Raw genomic sequence first — 20,640 nt, forward strand, 5'->3', positions numbered from 1 at the left:
AATTTATATTTCATGCAAAGGGGAAAGACTATGGCAAATACGGCGATTTTTTTAGCAGATGGATTTGAAGAAATAGAAGCTCTCACTGTTGTTGATCTTCTCAGAAGAGCTGGCATTACAATAACTACAGTATCAATCATGGGAAGGAAAGAGGTTACTGGTTCCCACGACATTACCGTTATAGCTGATGCTCTTATTGATGAGATAAATTTTGATGATCTTCACATGCTTATTCTCCCAGGAGGAATGCCAGGAACTACAAATCTTGGTGCATGCAAAGAGCTTACTGACAAGATTCTGGAATTCAACGAGCAGGGCAAGATGCTCTGTGCAATATGTGCCGCCCCAACAGTTTTCGGAAAATTAGGAATATTAAAGGGCATAAAGGCCTGCTGCTATCCAGGCTATGAGGTTGATCTTACAGGTGCAGATGTACAGACATCACCTGTTACAGTCGATGGTCACTTTATCACAAGCCGTGGAATGGGAACTGCTATAGAGTTCGGACTTGCCATCATCTGTCATTTCATGGATGGAAATGCCGCTAATAACATGGCATCTAAAATCGTATATAAAAGCTAAATCCAGACAGTTTGCCCTATGAACACAAATCATATATAATTACGATTTGTGTATAAAAAAGTTTAAAAGTTATTGTTAAGGGGATTTCATGAAATTAAACAGAACAAAAAATGCTGTTAGAAACTCATTCTACGGCGGAATCAATTTTGTCTATACTACCATTGCGCCTTTCATTATGCGTACTCTTATGCTGTATTATCTAGGCGTAGAATATACCGGACTAAACGGTCTTTTTGCATCTATTCTGCAAGTGCTGAATCTTACGGAACTTGGTGTTGGAAGCGCCATGAATTATAGCATGTACAGAGCTATAGCTGATGATGATGAAGCCAGAATCTGTGCTCTTATGAAACTGTACAGAAAATATTACAGAATTATTGGTTCCGTAATAGCTATTATTGGTCTCATAATTCTTCCATTTGTTCCCAAGCTTATAAAAGGAAGCGTACCAGAGGATTTAAATGTATTCATTCTATATCTTTTGAATTTATCCACTACTGTATTAAGTTATTTCCTTTTTGCCTATAGAAACTGTCTTGTAGCATCTTTCCAGAGGAATGACATTAACAGTAAAGTAACAATGAGTGTAAATACTGTTACATACATTTTGCAGGCAATCGTGCTTGTTTGCTTCAGAAACTACTATATTTACCTCATTTTATCGCTACTTTCTCAGTTATTCATAAATGTTTGCACAGCATATATTACCACCAAGATGTTTCCTAAATATCACCCTGTCGGCGAACTCTCAAAAGAAAACATTTCAGCCATCAATCGCAGAGTAAAAGATGTATTCACAGCAAAATTTTCCACAGTTGTAATGAATTCATCTGATCCGATTATTATTTCATCATTTTTGGGATTAACAGCTTTAGCAATGTACCAAAACTATTACTATATCGTTCATGCTTTAGCGGCTCTAGTGTCAGTTTTACTAACTTCTGTAATGGCTGGTTTCGGCAATAGCCTTCTTACAGAAACTGCCGAAAAAAACATTAAAGACCTCAAAAAATTCACTATGCTAATAATGTGGCTCTCTTCTGTGTTTGTTGTTGGCATTTTATCATGTATACAGCCAGTCATGGATATTTGGGTAGGTCCTGACTTAAAATTTAGTTTCGGCATAGTCATTTGCTTCTGCATTTACTTTTATACAAGTGTAACTTTAAGACTTTTCAACATGTATAAGGATGCTGCCGGAATTTGGACCTATGACAAATATAGGCCAATGGTAGCTGCAGGAACAAATCTTACGCTCAATTTACTATCTGTAAAATTTTTGGGTATTTACGGAATCATCTTATCCACTGTAGTAGCGCAGTTATTTGTATCCATTCCTTGGATACTTAGGAACCTCTTTACATACGTATTTGATTCAAAGGCATTGGGAAGCTATGCCAAAAGGATACTTTTCTATTTTGCAGATACCACAATAATATGTTTAATATCATGGCTAGTATGCAACAGTATAGTTCTTTCTCCATGGTTAACATTTTTAACAAGAGGTGTTATGTGCGTTATCATTTCAAACGTGCTTTTATTTATAACCTATAGGATGCTTCCAGAATATGCAGATTGCAAAGAACTGTTTTTAAAACTCATTAGCAAAGGAAGAATGAAACTTAAAAAGAAGGCATAAATAAAAAACTCATTAGTCCGTATCATTTACAGACTAATGAGTTTTTATTATTTCTGGAAAATAGATTTTACTCTCTCGTAGCTCTCTACATCACCGATATCATATCTCTTACCAGGCATTACAAAAGCGTGCATAGTCTTCTGAGAGCTCAGCCAAGCTGCAAAGCTTCCTGGCGCATCATATCCGCATCCGGCATCTAACGCTCTCTGAATAAGCTGTAAATCTTCAGCCTTGTAGAAATAGAATGGAGGCACAGCGTGGTTGCCTTTTGGCTCCATTGGCTTTTCTTCATAGGAAGTAATCTTGCCATTATCATCCATTGTTATAACTGCAGTCTTTCTGAGAGCTTCAAGTCTATCCTCTGGATGACACATTACGCAGGATGTGTCTTTAGACTGCGCAAACTCCACAAATTTAGTGAGTGAAAAATCAAGGAGGTTATCACCTGCCATTACGATGCTGTCATCCTTAATGCCAGCCTTTTCTACAGCAAGCTGTATGTCCTTAACTGCGCCAAGTCTTGTCTCGTTACTAACAGTTCCATCATCTATGATAGTAATGTTTCCACTTCTACCTTTAGCCCAGTCTTCAAAAATCTGAGCAAATTTATGATTGGATACAACTATAAATTCATCAATCATTGGCTCAATATCATCAATAAGCCAGTCTAAAATAGCCTTATCTCCTACCTTTAACAAAGGCTTAGGGAAATTCTCTGTAAGAGGATATAATCTTGTCGCATATCCTGCTGCTAAAATAATACACTTCATAAGTTTACTCCATCTGAAATATTACAAATATATGATGAATACTTGCCTTCAAGGTTTGGATACTCCTTGAGGTAAAGTTCACCTACATGTCTTGTGATCTCTTCTGCCTTATCAGGCTCAATAATAGCCATACAGCAGCCTTTAAATCCAGCGCCGCTAAATCTTCCGCCATAAATACCATCAGTACCAGTCATGATATCATACAGGGAAATAAGCTCAGGACATCCGCATTCATAGTTTACAACTGAGCTCTTTCCACTTGCAAAAACAAGATTTCCATACTCGTCAAGATTGCCATTCTTCCATGCTTTAGCTCCAGCTTCTGCTCTTTCTATCTCTGTAAAGAAATGCTCAGCTCGCTTATAAAATTTCTCTGGAAGTCTGTCCTTGTAAGTGTCAAACACTTCTCTTGGAACATCTCTAAGCCTTGTGTCCGCAAACTTACCATACGGAAGTCCCGCATAGGATAAAAGACTGTATGCAGCCGCCTTACACTCATCCTGGCGAAGGTTGTAATCACTGTTAGCAAGAGATCTCTCAAGACCACTAAAGAATATAGCTATCTTGAAGGGCTTCATATTCTCATTTGTCTGAATCAGCTCATAACTATCATCCGCGCAATCCAGATACAGAAGATGATTCTTTTTGCAGAGCACTTCACAGGACTGGTCCAGTTTGCCACAGTTAACACCTACATACTTATTCTCCGCAGCCTTGGCCATCATGATAGCTTCCCACTGATCAAGAGAAATATTATTAACCTTTGCAAGAGCTGACAAAAAAGCAATAATTACTGCTGCAGAAGAGCTAAGTCCTCCGATAGGAAGCGATCCTTCAATAACAGCTGATAAACCCATTCTAAGCGGATATTTCTCAGAAAGTTCCTTGGCTGCGCCTCTAAGATGATCGGCCCAGTCGCCTACTTTCTCATCAGGAATAGACATTACATGGAACTGTGCTCTTTTAGGAAAGTCCACAGACTGAACTTCTATGACACCGTTCATCTTTGCTGAATAAGCAATGTGAATACCCTTGTCTATAGCAAATCCATTGATCTTACCATACTGATGATCAATGTGTGCTCCAAGCGGAGATATTCTGTATGGGCAAAAAGCTATGCCCTCTGGATCTTTGTGATAAAACTGGTTGTAAACCTCAATACATTTCATGGTATAAGTATTCCTTAAATCTTTATATTTTTCCTTTAACTATTCTCTTAATAGTTCCCAGGAATATGGTCATTTTTCTATTGGCAGATACCCCTTCTGCCTGATGTGATACATTTCTTAAAGACTTCATACTATATGCAGGAGCAGGCTTGAGCATTACCTTAAGTGCCAAGCATTTCTCAAGCATAGTAGCCTTTCTCTCATACTGGAACTGCTGGATTTTCTTGAAGTTATCTATTTCTGAGCTAAAATCATCAGCTGTAATATAACCAGCCTGAACCGCCTTATTAAGCAATTCCTCTCCAATACTGGATCTGGTAAATATAATATTCCTGCCATCTCCCTCTGTAAAATCAGGAGTTCCATCAGCCTTAGAATACCAGGCATCTCCACAGGATATATCAGCTGGCTCACCCGTTCCATTCATACAGAACTTGCAGGATTTACGAATATCTCTGCCAAGGATCTTACCCCATGAATCATTATAGGTCATCTGAGTTTTAGTTCCATTATTATTGATAGCTGTAGCAAAACCAGGCCAGCCATCACCTCTGTACCTAAGATCAGCACATTCCTCAGGCTTACATTTAAGCTCTCCAAGTAGCTTCATCTGTGCATTCTCGCTAGGGGCACCAGCACAGAAAAAAGAAATTGTGCAAAGAAATCTTGATGCAAACTCAGGATCTATCTTGAAGTAATTGATGAGTGCAAGAACGTCACAAGGCTTACCAATGTAGATATATTTTTTGCCTTCTTCTGTAAGGTCAAAAATGTCCGCAAGTGGCATGGACTGTGAATATCTGGAACCACATCTATCGATAACCTCTTTGGCTGTGGTGCTGCAGTAAGTCCTGGTTCTCCATGGCTTATCCATATCCTTACCAGTATGAATAACTCCATCTATAAGCTTCTCATCAAGCAAATATGAAGCAAGCGCTGTAATAACGCCTCCGCTGGATGCCATGTGTCTTACCTGCGGATCATTAGAATATCCTACATATACATTCTCGTATGAGCCCCATTCAGGCTGTACTTCATATGCCGAACCAGAAATTGGACAGACCTTATCGAGAAATTCAATATTGTCTTCCTTTAAAACCGGCTGCAAAAGTCCTTTATTAAATTGAAGCTCAGCACGGCCCTTGCCTTGGCAAAGACCGCATGCTGAGCAATACTCGGTGAATCTATTACTACTCATAAATCAAATCGCCTTAAATATATCAATAAGATCTTCCTGAAATGCCTGTAACTTGTCCTGTACATGTCGTTGAGAACTATCTGCTGCCGCCTGAAGTTTTTTATAATCCAAAACCCATTCAAGTGTCTGATTTACAGCACTTTCCGTATCAAGCGTTTTAACATCAAGAACATAATCATAACCTATATTTTCATATAGTCCCATAAATTTTCTGCTATATGCCACTGGAATAGTGGCGCATCCTGTAGATACACCAGCCACAGTAGCATGCATTCTGGCTGCAATAAGAACATCCATTGCTGAAATATAATCTTTTGCATCTATAGGGCTATTGATTTCCCCAACAACATGAGAATCCGGGAACAACTCATGTAGCTTTTTGCATACACCATAGTCATTCTCGCTTCCATTTTCACTTCCGCCTCCCACATGAGGTATCAGATAAACCTCATATCTTGAGTCACTTGTAAGTTTGGATATTACATTTTTACAATACTCCTGATAGTCTATCGATAAATCAAACTGATTATTGCCAGTATATCCACCTTTCCACAGGAGACCAGATGGATTAAAGGCAACTTTTATTTTTCCGTTTTGTTCAAGTTCCTTAGTCTTATATGGAAGTCCAAATGCCACGTCAGTAACAACGCTTACATGTTTGGAGCACATATTTTCCAAAACATTGGCTGACTGCATATCTCTTGAATATACTTTAAAAGCCCTTTTTATAATCTTGGTAGCCCATGCCTGAGACCATGTACTTTTATATGGTCCATATGTCTGTGGCCCTAAAATGAATCTATCGTTATATTTTTCTGCAGCTTCTTTAAGCAGATTGGTTTTAATATATCTCCCAGCCCCATAGATATCAGAAAAACTATCTCCAAGTGTAAAATCAAAGATAATATCAGCATTTTTGAAATTTTGCTTTAATTTTGTCCAAAAGGATAATTGCTTAGGATGAACCCTTATTACTTCATACTTGCGTACAATATCGTTGCATTCATACTTTTTATCCGAATAACCTACAGCTGTTAAACTTAAAGTTACACCCAACTTCATGCCGATTTGTTCAAGTATGTTTATAAATGATAATGTCAATGCCACACATCCCAGGTTTCCATTATCAATTTCAAGTCCAATAACCGACACATTGTACTCTTTTTTCATTAATTACTTCACTCCCCAAGTGATGTTTTAATCCCGTCAGCATATATCAGCATTCGCTCATCATGCACTTCATTTCTATCGTAAAGTTCGAACTGATCCCACTTTCTCTTGATATAGTCTGGACGGCTTACATTCCCACGCTCAAATTTTGCCCTACAATCTTCTTCTGACTTGCCATAATAATGATTAACTCTAATATAGTCATATGTATTATTTGGATAGTCATTCCATGGCGAATTAATCTCAATACCTTTCTCATTAAGCTGCTTAATCTGCCTATTTCTAAGATATGCAAAATGTGGGCTCGTAATACAGCCCTTAATGAGTCTTGGATTACATATAAATTTGAGAAGTCTGTTAGTCGTTGAATCATATTCAGCTCTATTCAGGTAATTCTCAATAACCAACCCCTCTGGCCTGATCTTATGCCCAGAAGATCCAAACACAAGCCAGTTCATAGACAAGACCGCCATCCCAGGAAAATGAGAAAATCTATCATCGAGTACCTCTACCAGGCTTTTACTGCTATCCGTAGGAACTACAAATTCATCAAGATCAATAAAACCAACATATTTACTATTTTTTTTACACTTTTTAAGGCCTGCATAGTACATATCTAATTGCTTTCCTTTTCCTGGAAAAAACTGATATTCTACTATTCCCTGATCAATGTATTTCTGCAGGCGAAGCCTGGTATCATCTGTACTACCATTATCAAATATATAGAACTTATCCACGCCTACGATTCTATGGTATTCTATCCACTCCTCTATATAGCGGGATTCATTGTAAACACAAGCAACAAATGCTAACTTGTTCTCAAACTTTCTATCTACAAAAGTTTTAAGTTCAATATTCACTAGTATTCTATCAATAGTATTCTCATACAAATAATTCAATAGTCCAACCAACACTAGCAATGGTGCAAGAATCACATATAATACTTTCCTTATATTCCGATTATCTACTTTTCTAAGAATATCAAAATATAATTGATAATCGTATTTTCTAATTAATTCATTCATTAAGCCTCACCATCAGCTTTCAATTCCCAGCGGGTGTTTCTTCAGGTAACTGTTCATTTCCTGCTTCGTCAAGTAACTGTTCATTTTCTGTTTCTTCAACATTATTCTCGACTTCTTCGTGCACATGTTTTCCAGGTACATCCCCCTTTAAACCTATATATTCTTCTGTGTACCCCAAAAAATAATTAAGTCGTTTGTTGAAATAACCGACTATTCTTTTAGCTTCAACGTTAAAATAGTCATCATCAGATGCCAAAAATCTCTTTCGAGTCGCTCTTACTCCATAATATATTTTTTCACTAACATCATTCATAACCGCTTCAGCGTTCTGCTGATTCAGGTTACTTTCTATCAACCTGTCCATAGTACTCAGATAGTCTTCACAAAATGAATCATTTTTCAAAAGTGAATTAAAGAATTCATTATCTTTTATACCAAAAGTAAGATATGTATTAATAATTTCGTCAGAATACTTTCCCTTTGTATATGGGTCCAAAAAGCTATTAGAGTTGCCTAATGTACTTGTAACGTCATTAATAGCCCATCTCCATCTTCCGTCACTATATCCAGAACCATTACTGCTGGCAGTTTTCCAAATGCACGCATAATTGTCCCTTCCCATAGCAGTGTTTCCAATAAATATATTGGCACTCATAAACTCGATATAATTATCGATATCCATCATTTTCTTGAGGGCCTGATAATTCTCATTTACTGAGAAATCCGTGCTTATTACATAATTATAAAAATCAATATATTCCTGTGGTGCCTTATATGGTGTTGTGACAGCAATTACATCTTCTGTTAATCCTAGCTTTTCTTTAAAGAAGTTAGCATCATAATTAGATTCAAGTGTATATAATCCCCAATACTCACCATTTATAAACACGATGCAAGGTTTATAATACTTGTTTACAATTGATGTTCCTTCCAAAAGTCCATCAACAAAATAATTACGTATTTTTGTCTCATTATCCCATCCGCCAGATAACAGCTTAAGAGTATTAGATGATTTATTTAAATATGTATTCAAAGACGTTCCTACCGGGTATTCACCTTTAGCACTGATAATAAATGATTTCTGCGCCTCTCCACGTCTTTCATCATTATAAATTCCTAAAGAAACATTTGAAGAATATGTAACATCCTTGGTGCTCTCATAATATTCCAGTTGAGCAGTTGTCTTTTTTCCATTTAGATAATTTCCCAAAGAACCATTTTTTTGAACCCAACCTTCATAATAGCTCTTACCCGGAACATATATTCCATGATCAAATCCGAACATTTCTTCCGGATCAACTTCTATGGAAATAATAGAAAAGCCTTCATAATTATTATCTGAATTATACCCAATAAAATATGGAACTGTCTTTTTATATACAATATTGCCTTCTGTATCAACAGCTATAGCTTTAACAACCACACCCATATCTATTGTTTTGGGAGATGACCCTGAATCTACATATCTATATCCATTTCCGTCACTTACAGCATATACATAATCAGATCCACTTGGCCTTGATATAGTTATCTGTGATGTATACTCAGTGGATTCCACTGTTGGCTCACGACCATCTACAGTGTAATAAATCTTACAGTTCTCTGGCGCAAACATTTCAAGCATAAAGCTATCACTGTAAAAACCTGCAGGAACAGAAAAAGTCAAATCTTCCCTTTCAGCAAAAGAACATCCATTATTGCTTTTTCCAATAGTGGATGTAATATAGCCAGCTTCAAAGCTGGCATCAGTAAGACAGCCATAACTTGAGCCACTAACGACAGTATCAAAGCTAACAGCTCTTACCAGATCATTTTGACTGTTAGATATGGTAACCACATTACTATCTCTGTTAAAATCTAAATTTGTTTCAATAGTATATAACTCTCCCTCATCCAGCATTGAACCATTTGGAATTACTATTTCTTCGCCATTAGCTTTTACTATATATCCGCTTAAATCAACACTTTCTTTGGATGCATTATAAAGCTCTATAACACCTTCACTGCTTATTTCATTTATTACTAGTCCCGCAGCCATTTCCTGAAAAACATCTTTTTTTTCTGTATTCTCAGTATCAATCCCACTCTCAACAAGCTCTTCCTGACTAGTTTTTTCCTGCTTTCTCGTAACCTTAATAGTCACAGCAAGAACCACTATGGCAAGTATAGCTATTATTGCCACAATAAAATCTCTTTTTTTGAATTCATCAAAAATATTCTTTTTCATTTTCTCCCCTTTCTGTTACTTCTGCTAGAAGATACAGAACAAATAAAGATATAAATCAGGCATCCAATAAAGCCACCGCTTACATTTGTCAGAAGATCTGTCACTTCCGATGCCCCTGTTCTAGTTAAAAACTGTATTGTCTCTATAGATAAGCTTGTCAAAAAACTATAAACAATCGTCATTACAATTCTTCGAACATTACCATTCATTGCCCATGCAAGCAAAAAGCCCCATGGAATAAAAAACACTACATTCAAAAAACTGTATACTACCTGTTTAGCGTCTATACTTCCATCCCATCGTCTTAATCCCAAATAGATTCGTGTATTTATTCCAACTCGTTCTGTACCAATCCTTCTGTAAAAAGCGATTTGGAAAATAAAACAAGCATAAACAGCCATAAGCACAAATGCCTGTTTTTTATTATCAGATATCTTCCCCCCCAATAATCTTTCATACATTTGAATCAATATGAAGATTGCAGCAACAGCTATAATACTCATCTTAACGAATAGCGCAATGGATATTCCATCCATCTGTTGCCTGACTATGTACATAAAGTAATCAAAATCTATACTAAGCTCTCTCATATACTTTTTGTCTTAAATACATACTCTTTTTACGTTTATCATGAATAGTAAATTTTTCAATATCATAGCATACAAATAAGGCATACATCAGGTATAAGAACTTCAATGTTCCTAATGAATCTACATAATACAATCCCCATGCATAACCTATTGAAAGAATAAGAAACGCCTTTGAAAATCCGTCTTTTTCTTTAATAACCCTGACAAGCATCATGATCATAGGAACAATCATGAAAAAAATATATGAAAACATACCAGGATAAGCATACATAACATATTCTACAATGTAGTAATTATCCAAAGATCCAATAACTATACCCTTGTCAGTCTTAATAGTAAGTCCTTGAGCTCTGCCCCTTCCAACCAAAGGATTAAGCCATTTAACTTTAAATACATACCACAAAGCATCTCTATATTCCGAACTCTGCTGAGTAATAGCCGTCGCACCAAATTGCACTGCATATTCCGTCCCAAATAACTCATCGATAATATTTGCTATCTGAAGAAGGAAGTAATTACCTACACTTGTCCCAGAAAACGCTGCTAGGAATACGCCAAATCCCATCAGGAACACTACTCCTATCAGGATTGTTTTCTTCATCTCATACTTACTCGAAAGAATAAATAGCAAGCCTACTTCCAAGAAGAAAACAGCCAAAGAAGATCTTGATCCTGAAAAAACAATATTTGTAAACAATAATATTAAAAGTACTGGTCTACGAAACAAATATATTTTATTGGTTTTTAGATCCAAAGCAGATAGTGGAATACCTATATCAAGAATCATTCCATATGCTATCGAATGAGGAGCTGGTCCCATAATCCTGTACTGTCCAGATCTTACAAAGCTTCCCCCTACCAGTGCTCCATCTAATGTTCTTAAAAGTTTAAAAAGTGATTCCCCTCTTGCATACTCTATTAACCCCTGAATTGCCATAATATAATAGCACACCAGAATTATTGAAATTGTTTTCTCTATTCCAATCGACTCTCTAATGGCATATATGGTAATAAAAAATATCACTATTTCTATAAATGGGTTCAAAAAAGTCTTTAAATCTGTCCTAAACACCATTGTATAAAAAGTCACAAATATGTATGGGACAAGTATCCAAAATGCATAGTTATATATAGTTGTATTAACAAAACCATATAATCTGTCCTTATTAGCCACGATCATAACTACCATGATAATCAGCATGATCCTGATCATAGTAAGATCAAAACCAGGCACAGGTATTCCAAAGTACGGTGGCATAATAATTGTTACAAAAACAAGCACTGCTGTAAAAACAGAAAACACTTGCTGTTCTTTATTGATCAAATATTTACTATTAGTTACGTTTTCCATAAATACCTTTATTGTTTGATTGCCATATATAGCTCAACTGGTAAAGCCCTTTTTTTGTGAAAGCAATCCATATACTTTAAAACAAGAGGAAATACATTAAAATATTTCCTGTTTTGCATCAGTCCTATCCTAAGTCTTGTCGCCTCTATATTCTTTTCAAGAAGTTCTTTTTGTTTTTTATCCTCACCGATATCTAGCGAATACTTAAGTGTAGCTTCATGGCTCTTTACAAGATTCTCCAAAAACTGAATTCTTTTCTTTACATCACGCATCTTATGTAAAGAAACATTTCCAGCATGAACTCTTCTCTTTAGGGACTTGTAATGATAAAAATATAAGCCTCCTTTGACCAACGCAAGTTTCCATACAAATTCATCATGTGCCCAGCCATCAAACCAATACTCTTCTATCGAATCCCAAAAAGACTTTCTAACGCACATCGTGCATCCCTGGCACCCTATGAAAATATTTCCAGCATTAAAAGCCAGAGGCTCAATAGAATCATCATTTTTAAAGGTAGCTAATTCCCAGGCAGGAACTTCAAGTGCCCCTTCTCCAACTGTAAAGGGTTCAAATTCAGAACCCAAAACCAGGATTTGGTCATTATTATCCATCTGCTGTATTATTCTATCCACTCTATCAGGCATCCATATATCATCCTGATCGCAGAAAAGAATATATTCACCATGTGCTCTACGTGCGCCATGATAAAAATTAGCCCCGTATCCACGGTTTACTTCATTAACGAATACATTCCAGCCTTCCAAATTATAATTACGAATATAATTATTTATTGTAGATACTGTGTCATCTGATGACCTGTCATCACAGATGATCACCTCATCTACCTGTCTGGTCTGCACCCTTATGGATTCCAGCTGTTCAATTATTGTATCTGCACCATTATACGTGCATACTACTACAGAAGTTTTCATTACGCTTGTTTATTCTCTTTGTAATTTCTAAAATTGTAGTCCTTAGATTTAATTGAAATTCCGTTGTAAATAATGCCATAAATATCTGCATTATGTTCTTCAAGCTTACGTACTATCATCTTTGTTCTAACAAATTTTGTCATACCTTCTCTGATAACAATGACATAACGAGCAGCCAATTGAGTCATAGAAAGAGCTTCTGAATAGATTCCCAATGTAGACATATCAACGACTAATACATCATATTTTTCTTTCATTTCGAGAATAAAATCATACCATCTCTGAGTAGATAATAATTCTGATCTATCCTTAATATTTTCACTTGCATACATAATGTCAAAGTTATCATCGCTTCTGACAAATGTAGGTTTAGCATTCTTATCTGACAGATAATCTGCTAATCCCTTCTTCTCTTTATTTGGGAAGATTGTTCTCAACTTACTATTTCTCATATCTGCATCGATCAAAAGAACCTTTTTGCCTACCATAGACAGAGACTTTGCCATGTTATATGCATTTATTGATTTACCTTCAAGATTGTCAGCACTGGTAACAACATATACCGGACATTTTTCGCTGCTTCTACTCCATAAAAGGTTAGATCGAATATCGTTGTAAGCCTCCTTAACAATAAAAGAACTATCTTCTTTCAGCACTATCCCTTCATAGTCACTCTCATTTTTACCCTTTGCAATAAAAGGAACTGTGCCCAAAATAGGGATATTGAATATATCATTTACTTCATAGACTCTTTTAATAGTAGTATCAAAAATAGCCATTAAAAGGAAAACTATAAAAGATAGTATAAATCCAATAGCAAATCCCACTATTATTATCTGTGTCATCCCCAATGAAGAATCTGGCTCAGTAGGCAGAACAGCCGCATCAAGGACTCTGAATCCACCAGCTTTTACGACTGCAGGGATCAGTGTTGGTGCCAGTTCGCTTATAACATTAATAACAGCAAACGCATTAGCTGGATTAGCATCATAAACATATACATTAAAAATAGCAGTGTCATTTACAGCTCTGGTACCGATACTCCTCTGCAATCTTTCTACTGTATACCCTTCAAGCCCTAACTCATCAACAACAGCTGACAAGAATGTTGAACTCTTTAATACCTGTACGTATGAGGTAATCAGCCTGTTTGCCTGTGAAATCTCAGTTGTTGTCTGATTTACTCCCATATCATTGATATTATTAGGGTTTGAATAAACATAGAAAGAAACGCCAGCTCGATAAGTAGTATAAGAAAATCTATTTCCAAAAGCCGCACATAATAATGCTGCCAAAACACCTGCGATAATCATATACTGTAGTTTTTTTCTTAGTGCTGTGAATATTTTTTCCACATGAAAATTTTCCAAAATAGTGTTTAACATAACAAAACTCCTTTATACCTTCATCTTTCTTTTGATTAGATTGTTTATATTTATTCTCAAATAGTATGCTAATGAACACATACAAACAGAGCATACAACATATAATAAATTAACTGGCAGACAAGTCCCCCTAAGGACTGGCCCCTCCTGCATTCTTTCCAGACTTTGACCTGTAAATACAATAATAAAATACTCTACACTTTTAAATCCGATAAAATGGAGAGCCATTATGTCAAGCGAAGCTTTTCCTAGAAAAGATAGTATCCCGCTTTTTTCAACAATAGCAATCTTAGATATTGCAAATACTCCAAGAATTCCCAATAAATTTCCAGGCAAATCCATACATCCGCTATATTTTCCTATTCCTCCTTTGAAGAAATATGTAGTGGCCAATATAGCTCCAGTGCCTAAGACAATAGTTAATACTTTATATCTATCTATAAACTCATCTATTTTATATTCTCTTACAATCACTCCCATAAAGAAAAAAGAAGTGTTAACAAATATTTTACGCAAATTATATACATTGGGGAGTATCTTGGCCTTTCCCACAAAATACATTGCCATAACTATAATAAATAAAACTATATACCTTAGTCTCTTATCATGTATTAATTTGAAAGTGGCAAATTCTATTACGATAAATAGACATGACATAATAAGGAGTGCTCTCAAAAACCAAATTGGTCCACCAAGATCGGTCTCCATATGCATTATAAACATGAGAAAAAAATGGCTGATATAATCCTTGATATCATACATTGCTTCCTGCGAAAAATGGATTAAAGAAAACAAATTATGAAACAACCAAAAAAACAAGCTAAAACCAACGAACGGAATGTAATATGATTTAAACTTTTTGATAATACCCTTCACCGGATTTAAAGCATACTTATGATTATATAAATAACCATTTATGAAAAAGAAAGACGGAACAGCTAAATAAGCAATAAAATTGATTATTCCAGCATAATTAGAATCAGCATTAGTGTCTGCATTCATGAGAGAATGCATCACAACAACCATAAGAATTGCTATCCCCTTCATAGCATCTATATATTTCATTCTTGATACATTATTTCCCATTGTCCCCAACTCCAACAAAAAAATACAAATATCAGTTTCATACTATATCATATGCGCGCAAAAAATAAAACCCGCGCAATTCTGACCCCAATCGTATAAACACGATATTTTAGCACATTATCAATCATATTTCCCATCATAATCGGAACTCAAATTACTCTTTACGAGTTACTTTCCTTTGAATATAATAAAAAACTGAAATATTCAAACGCGGGGGAAAAAATGTCAAGAAAAGATACTCTTATCAAATTATTAACTGATGCAGACTTTCGTTGGGTTTATCTTGGACGCAAAGGTCTCTTTAATTATATGTCCGACGAAGAATATCTCAGAAAAAAATACAATCATCAGATTCACAAAGAGCTTGATCTCAATAATCCCAAGACTTTTAACGAAAAAATGCAGTGGCTCAAGCTCCATAACCGAAATCCTGAATATCCACAAATGGTTGACAAAGCCACAGTCAAAGACTATATAGCTGAAAGAATTGGTTCTGATTATATAATTCCAACACTTGGTATATATGACAGATATGAAGACATTGATTTTGATAAGCTACCTGACCAGTTCGTAATCAAATGTACTCATGACAGTGCCAGTACATTTGTCTGTTCTGATAAAAAAACGTTTGACTTTAAGAAAGCCAAGAAAAAAATTAAACGTTCTTTAAAAACTAACTATGCAATGTTAGGAAGAGAATGGCCTTACTACTCCGTTAAGCCAAGAATAATTATCGAAAAATTCATGGTAGACGAAAGCGGAACAGAACTTAAGGACTACAAATTTTTCTGCTTTAATGGAAATGTTAAATGCTTTAGTGTCGATTTCAACCGTTTTACTAATCACAGGGCCAATTATTATACTCCAGATTTTGAACTAATGACGCTTGGCAAAAAGCTTTGCCCACCAGATCCTAATCAAAAAATCGAAAAGCCTCAGCATTTGGATGAAATGATTCGTATAGCGGAACAGCTTTCGGCAAATATACCATTTCTCAGAGTGGATTTGTATAACATAAATGGTCATATTTATTTTGGTGAACTAACTCTATTTCCAGCATCTGGTTTTAGTCCATTTGTTACTGATGAATGGGATAGAACCATGGGCGATTGGTTGGAACTACCATCTAAATCATAAGATACTTTTAATAAAACTCCGTGGACATATATCCACGGAGTTTTATAATTTGATATTTTAGTTTTCTTTTTCCCATTGAGCATAGAGCGTATATCGATAGCCCTTATTGGGAGCATAATTTATAATTGTTTCTTTATCAGTATAGCTTGTTCCAGATTCAGAAACACTTGGCGTTTGTACTGTATTCCAGCCTACAAATCTATATCCCTTTCGTTCAAACTTATTTGCACTCAATGTAACCGGCGTTCCAGATTCATGAACCTCCGTCGCCATTGAACCAGATGTACTACCATTTCCTTTATAAGTAATATAGTAACTATATGGTTCCCATTTTGCTATGAGATTGAAATCACCATAAGTTCTGGATTTTATTTCAGCTATTTGAGTTTGAAAGGTATCATCGGTAAACCATCCTGCAAATCTGTAGCCTAATCTTACTGGTTTAGGAATCGCCTTAACTGATCCATACACATAAGTATCCTTCTCTGCAACGCCTTCTGGTAAGTTACCACCATTTGGATTATAGTTTATATAAAATTCAGATCGCCATACTGCATAAAGAATAACTTTATTCGACTCATCGCAATATAGCATAATGTTATCATCAACAACTTCTTTATTCTGATAATCTACAATTCCCGCATCTGCATTTTCTTTGCTAAGAGCCCATCCCATGAAAACACATCCCTTTTTGAGATATCTATTGTTGTTCAGCTCCTTACATTCACCGATGCCATATTCTTCATCAGCTATACTACCGCCCGTAGAACCATTTCCATCGAAAAATACTATTACTTTTTGCGGTTTGGACTGTAGTTTAGGATATATATTAAAGTATATATAAAAGGATCTAAGATAATTGCCTTTTCCAGTTACAGCAATCCTTGGAAGAGATGATAAATCATCTCCTGTATAGATTTCTGTATTGTTGTAATATTTTATGGAATAATCCACATTCTTTTCCAGAACTTTGCTATAATTACCGGAAGTAAATGTGATCTGTGGTTCCGGGAAAACTCCACCATCTACATATTCAAAAGAATAAATTCCGTTTTCATCTGGTTTACTACCATCTTCAAAAGAAACAGATAAACACGGCGTTTCTAAATCTGCATCCCTACTAAAATTATATGATCTTACCCAATAAGTCCTGGTAATCGTTCCTGTATAATCCCCTATTCCAGTAAAGGTTACTGTCTTAGTTCCGATATTAGTAATATCATCATCATAGGTAGCTATGTAGTCTATTCCCTCGGTAAGGTATACCTTCCCCTTTTCTGACATCGTATAGAATTTTAAATATACCTGCTTTAATTCCGATCCATTATATTCAAAAGATTCCCTGAAATTGATCATCGAAACATTATTTATATCTATTTTACGCACACCACCCATTGCCTCAACTTCAGCGTTTTGAGTATACGCCTTAATAGAAAAGTTACCACAAGGGAATACATTTGTAAGATCTTTCCATCTACCGCCTGAATAGATAAAGCTTTGCCCAGGCTCAGCAGTTACACTACCATAAGAATAGTTATGCTCTACACCTATTCCAGCGTTAGCGCCATTTTTCTGCATTGTTATAACTACAGAGAAGGTAGTATCAGGTGCCATTGGAACTTCATCATACAGCTCAATAGTGTACATTCCAGCATAGCTTGTAGTTCCGCTGACAGTGACATCTTCTACAAGCGTTCCACTTACTGGGTTTGTTGGATCCTTAAGATCAATATAAACTTCTATTGTGTAATTAACATTTGATGAAACAGTATAGAACGAAACAGCTCTTAATATCTCACCATTCTCTCCACCCTTTGCATGAGTTGTAAAAACATTAGCCGCTTTTGTCAGATTAACTGCTCCATGTGAAAGGCCTCCATCATACTGATAGTTATTATCATAATTATCAGAAGGCGCAAATTCAGCGGCGTATGCGTAATTACCTAATCCGCTCTCGTAGTAAGACATCCAGAAATATCCAGCAAAAGTATAGTCATCATCAGTGCCAGTTCCATCTTTCCAGCTGTTTCTTACAAGAAACGCTCCATCTCCTGGAGCCTCAGTTGCAAAATTACTGGCAGGAAAATTATCATCCCATCCAACAACTACTACAGCATGATTTACAGTTTGAGGCTTATTAGGATTGTAATAAGCGTTTGTTGAGATTTTATAGATTTTATCTTTAGTCGCAGCACTTATAGAATTATAGGCGTAATACTCAATTGCTACAGCGCCGCAATTAACTATGAGCTTTTTAATATTTGAGTGCATACCTGATGCTATTGCATCCACATCATGTTCGATCGGCTCCTCAAACATATTTACAATATGTGCATCACTTGCATAAGCCAGCGAACTATCAAGTCCTGTACTGTTGGCCACAGAGCCAAGAGAATATTCTGCAGTAGATTCATCTGCAACGCCCATCCATCTTGCAAATGTATTAAGCCCCCATTCTGCCTTACCACCGAAATTCAGGACATTTGAAGGGCCTTTGCTAATCACATCCCCTGCAGTTCCGCCAAGAGGATCAGTTTCCGTATTATAAGCAAAATATGCAAGATGCAGCTCAGACATATCTGGATCAGACATATAGCCATTCTTCATCAGATTAATCTCTGCTAAAGCCGTGGCTGCGAATGACCAACATGTACCATATGGATTTTGACATCTAAGTGGGGGTAAATCAGGAGTAATATACTCGGCTGCCAGAGGGGCAGCTCTGAATAATCGTCTCTGACCAACCGAAACGCTCTCTATCTCAGCGGCGGGTTCTTCATCAATAACTCCACCAATTGGATATTCTGTATAGAAATCTTCCGGTAGATCATCTTCCTCTTTAGGTATTACTTCATCAGATAACTCTTCATTAGTTGATTCTTCCTCTATAGGCTCTTCTTCTATAAATTCATCATCAACAATTACCTTATCAGTAACATCGTCGTCAGAATCTAATTCCTTGTCTTCATAGTCCTCAGTTGTTTCTGCTTCATCTTCGATGTCAAATAAAATTTCTTCATCATCTATCACCGAAGATAAATCACTAGAAATTTCTGACGATGTGTCGGCAGCTTTAGCGGGAGTCTGAAGGCTTCCAAAAGTAACGGTTCCTACAAGTAAAAAAGCAAGTGTCCTACTAACTAGTTTCATCTAAAAATAAGCCCTCCAATCTGATGTAATATCATAATTATATCTACATATTTTGGTTCAAAACAATCGAAGGGCTATTAAATTAATAATAATTTTATGAATTTTCAGACAATTACTTTATCAAATTAACGTTATATTTTCCTGGTAGACTCAGCCTCTATAAGCTCTCCAGGGAAAATCAGATGCTTATGTCCTCTCTTTTCCTCGATGAGATCAAAGATAAGTCTCATTGTCTCCTCGGAAATATCAGCAAGAGGCTGACGTATAGTTGTAAGTCTTGGAATACAGAAATCAGCTATATCCTGACCGTCAAATCCCGCAACAGAAACATCCTCAGGAACTCTTATGCCAGCATCAGCAAGCGCTCTGAGCGCGCCTACGGCAAGTACATCAGAGATACAGAAAATAGCTGTAAATTCTGCACCTGAATCAATCAAAGACTTGGTAGTCTCATATCCGTTCTGCATGGCATAAATCCTACGGTCAACGTATTTGACCAGCTTCTCATCTATATCTATTCCATGCTTCCTAAGGGCGTCACAGTATCCATCATAACGAAGTCTTACTACAGATGGCTGATCATTACCTTCAGTTAAGATAGCAATCTTCTTGTGTCCAAGGCCAATCAGATATTCAACCATTTTGCGGCTCTCTACAGCATCATCGACAGATACAGTAGAATAAGCATTTCTTCCAAGATTATCGGAAATATCAGAGCCTATTGTAGCAAAGATTACAGGAACATTGAGCTGTCTAAGCTTATCAGCATCATGCTTGGAACTACCACCAAGGAAAATAATGCCGCGAAGCCTCTTCTCCTTTTCAAGCTCAAGCGCCACATTAACCTCATTCTCATAGGCCTCTACATGTCTCAGAACCAGTGCATATCCTTTTTTCTCTGTCTCCTGTTCAATCTTCTCTATGATAGGAGTAAAGAAAGGGTTCGTGATACCCTTGACCATAACGCCAATACACTTGGCATCTGTCCTCTTAAGGTTACGGGCACTGTTATTAGGGATGTATCCTGTCTCCTTGATCACATCCATTATGCGCTGCTTAGTTTCTGGATTTATATCTGAATGATTATTGATTGCTCTTGATACGGTACTAACCCCGACGCCGCATCTCTTGGCAATCTCTCTGATTGTTATCTCTGCCATAGCTATATCCCTTTTATCCAAAATAAGTTTCCATGTATGTTTTTCATCATACATGGAAACTCTTTA

At 36.3% G+C, this 20,640-nt stretch carries 16 protein-coding genes; 3 read left to right on the plus strand and 13 right to left on the minus strand.

What is annotated here, in order from left to right:
* The first annotated feature begins 30 nt into the window (after positions 1-30).
* Both IJI01_RS02735 and IJI01_RS02740 read left to right on the plus strand, forming a co-directional pair.
* A complete protein-coding gene (locus tag IJI01_RS02735; protein WP_292185498.1) occupies positions 31-582 on the plus strand; it encodes a DJ-1 family glyoxalase III in 552 nt (183 codons plus the stop codon).
* An 88-nt stretch (positions 583-670) separates the two neighbouring features.
* Positions 671-2,221: a lipopolysaccharide biosynthesis protein gene (locus IJI01_RS02740; RefSeq protein ID WP_292185501.1), complete on the plus strand. Its 1,551-nt coding sequence runs from the start codon at positions 671-673 to the stop codon at positions 2,219-2,221.
* A gap of 47 nt (positions 2,222-2,268) precedes the next feature.
* Here the strand turns inward: IJI01_RS02740 and IJI01_RS02745 are convergent, their stop codons facing one another.
* Genes IJI01_RS02745 through IJI01_RS02795 form a run of 11 tightly spaced genes read right to left on the minus strand, consistent with a single transcriptional unit; the run spans position 2,269 to position 15,127 of the window.
* Positions 2,269-2,991, minus strand: coding sequence for a nucleotidyltransferase family protein (locus tag IJI01_RS02745; RefSeq protein ID WP_292185504.1), 723 nt, complete (start codon positions 2,989-2,991; stop codon positions 2,269-2,271).
* Positions 2,988-4,160 (minus strand): galactokinase, encoded by a 1,173-nt coding sequence (locus tag IJI01_RS02750; protein WP_292185507.1) that lies wholly within the window; start codon positions 4,158-4,160, stop codon positions 2,988-2,990. Before IJI01_RS02750 ends, IJI01_RS02745 begins: the two co-directional genes overlap by 4 nt.
* 22 nt (positions 4,161-4,182) lie before the next feature.
* Positions 4,183-5,358, minus strand: coding sequence for a Coenzyme F420 hydrogenase/dehydrogenase, beta subunit C-terminal domain (locus IJI01_RS02755; RefSeq protein WP_292185510.1), 1,176 nt, complete (start codon positions 5,356-5,358; stop codon positions 4,183-4,185).
* Positions 5,359-5,361: 3 nt separating this feature from the next.
* Entirely contained in the window at positions 5,362-6,528 is a 1,167-nt protein-coding gene (locus tag IJI01_RS02760) for a polysaccharide pyruvyl transferase family protein (RefSeq protein ID WP_292185515.1), read from the minus strand.
* A gap of 8 nt (positions 6,529-6,536) precedes the next feature.
* Positions 6,537-7,553, minus strand: a complete 1,017-nt coding sequence (locus IJI01_RS02765) for a glycosyltransferase family 92 protein (protein WP_292185518.1) — start codon at positions 7,551-7,553, stop codon at positions 6,537-6,539.
* Positions 7,554-7,572: 19 nt separating this feature from the next.
* Complete coding sequence (locus IJI01_RS02770) at positions 7,573-9,780, minus strand: CotH kinase family protein (RefSeq protein WP_292185522.1); 2,208 nt, start codon at positions 9,778-9,780, stop codon at positions 7,573-7,575.
* Complete coding sequence (locus IJI01_RS02775) at positions 9,777-10,370, minus strand: VanZ family protein (protein WP_292185524.1); 594 nt, start codon at positions 10,368-10,370, stop codon at positions 9,777-9,779. Before IJI01_RS02775 ends, IJI01_RS02770 begins: the two co-directional genes overlap by 4 nt.
* Positions 10,357-11,721, minus strand: a complete 1,365-nt coding sequence (locus IJI01_RS02780) for a hypothetical protein (RefSeq protein ID WP_292185527.1) — start codon at positions 11,719-11,721, stop codon at positions 10,357-10,359. The genes IJI01_RS02775 and IJI01_RS02780 overlap by 14 nt, the downstream gene beginning before the upstream one ends.
* Before the next feature lie 8 nt (positions 11,722-11,729).
* Positions 11,730-12,656, minus strand: a complete 927-nt coding sequence (locus IJI01_RS02785) for a glycosyltransferase (protein ID WP_292185530.1) — start codon at positions 12,654-12,656, stop codon at positions 11,730-11,732.
* Positions 12,656-14,041 carry a polysaccharide biosynthesis tyrosine autokinase gene (locus IJI01_RS02790; protein ID WP_292185533.1) on the minus strand — a complete coding sequence of 462 codons (1,386 nt, stop codon included), beginning with the start codon at positions 14,039-14,041 and terminating at the stop codon, positions 12,656-12,658. Before IJI01_RS02790 ends, IJI01_RS02785 begins: the two co-directional genes overlap by 1 nt.
* A gap of 12 nt (positions 14,042-14,053) precedes the next feature.
* Entirely contained in the window at positions 14,054-15,127 is a 1,074-nt protein-coding gene (locus IJI01_RS02795) for an acyltransferase family protein (RefSeq protein ID WP_292185537.1), read from the minus strand.
* 222 nt (positions 15,128-15,349) lie between these two features.
* On the opposite strand from IJI01_RS02795, the gene IJI01_RS02800 reads away from it, so the two are divergent.
* Positions 15,350-16,264, plus strand: a complete 915-nt coding sequence (locus IJI01_RS02800; RefSeq protein ID WP_292185540.1) for an ATP-grasp fold amidoligase family protein — start codon at positions 15,350-15,352, stop codon at positions 16,262-16,264.
* A 57-nt stretch (positions 16,265-16,321) separates the two neighbouring features.
* On the opposite strand, the gene IJI01_RS02805 is transcribed toward IJI01_RS02800, so the two are convergent.
* Both IJI01_RS02805 and IJI01_RS02810 read right to left on the minus strand, forming a co-directional pair.
* A complete protein-coding gene (locus IJI01_RS02805) occupies positions 16,322-19,414 on the minus strand; it encodes a lectin like domain-containing protein (protein WP_292185543.1) in 3,093 nt (1,030 codons plus the stop codon).
* Between the two features lie 131 nt (positions 19,415-19,545).
* Positions 19,546-20,574 carry a LacI family DNA-binding transcriptional regulator gene (locus tag IJI01_RS02810; RefSeq protein ID WP_292185547.1) on the minus strand — a complete coding sequence of 343 codons (1,029 nt, stop codon included), beginning with the start codon at positions 20,572-20,574 and terminating at the stop codon, positions 19,546-19,548.
* Between the last annotated feature and the right edge of the window lie 66 nt (positions 20,575-20,640).

It is taken from the genome of Butyrivibrio sp., from assembly GCF_017433805.1.
In the GTDB taxonomy this organism is placed as follows: Bacteria; Bacillota; Clostridia; order Lachnospirales; family Lachnospiraceae; genus Butyrivibrio.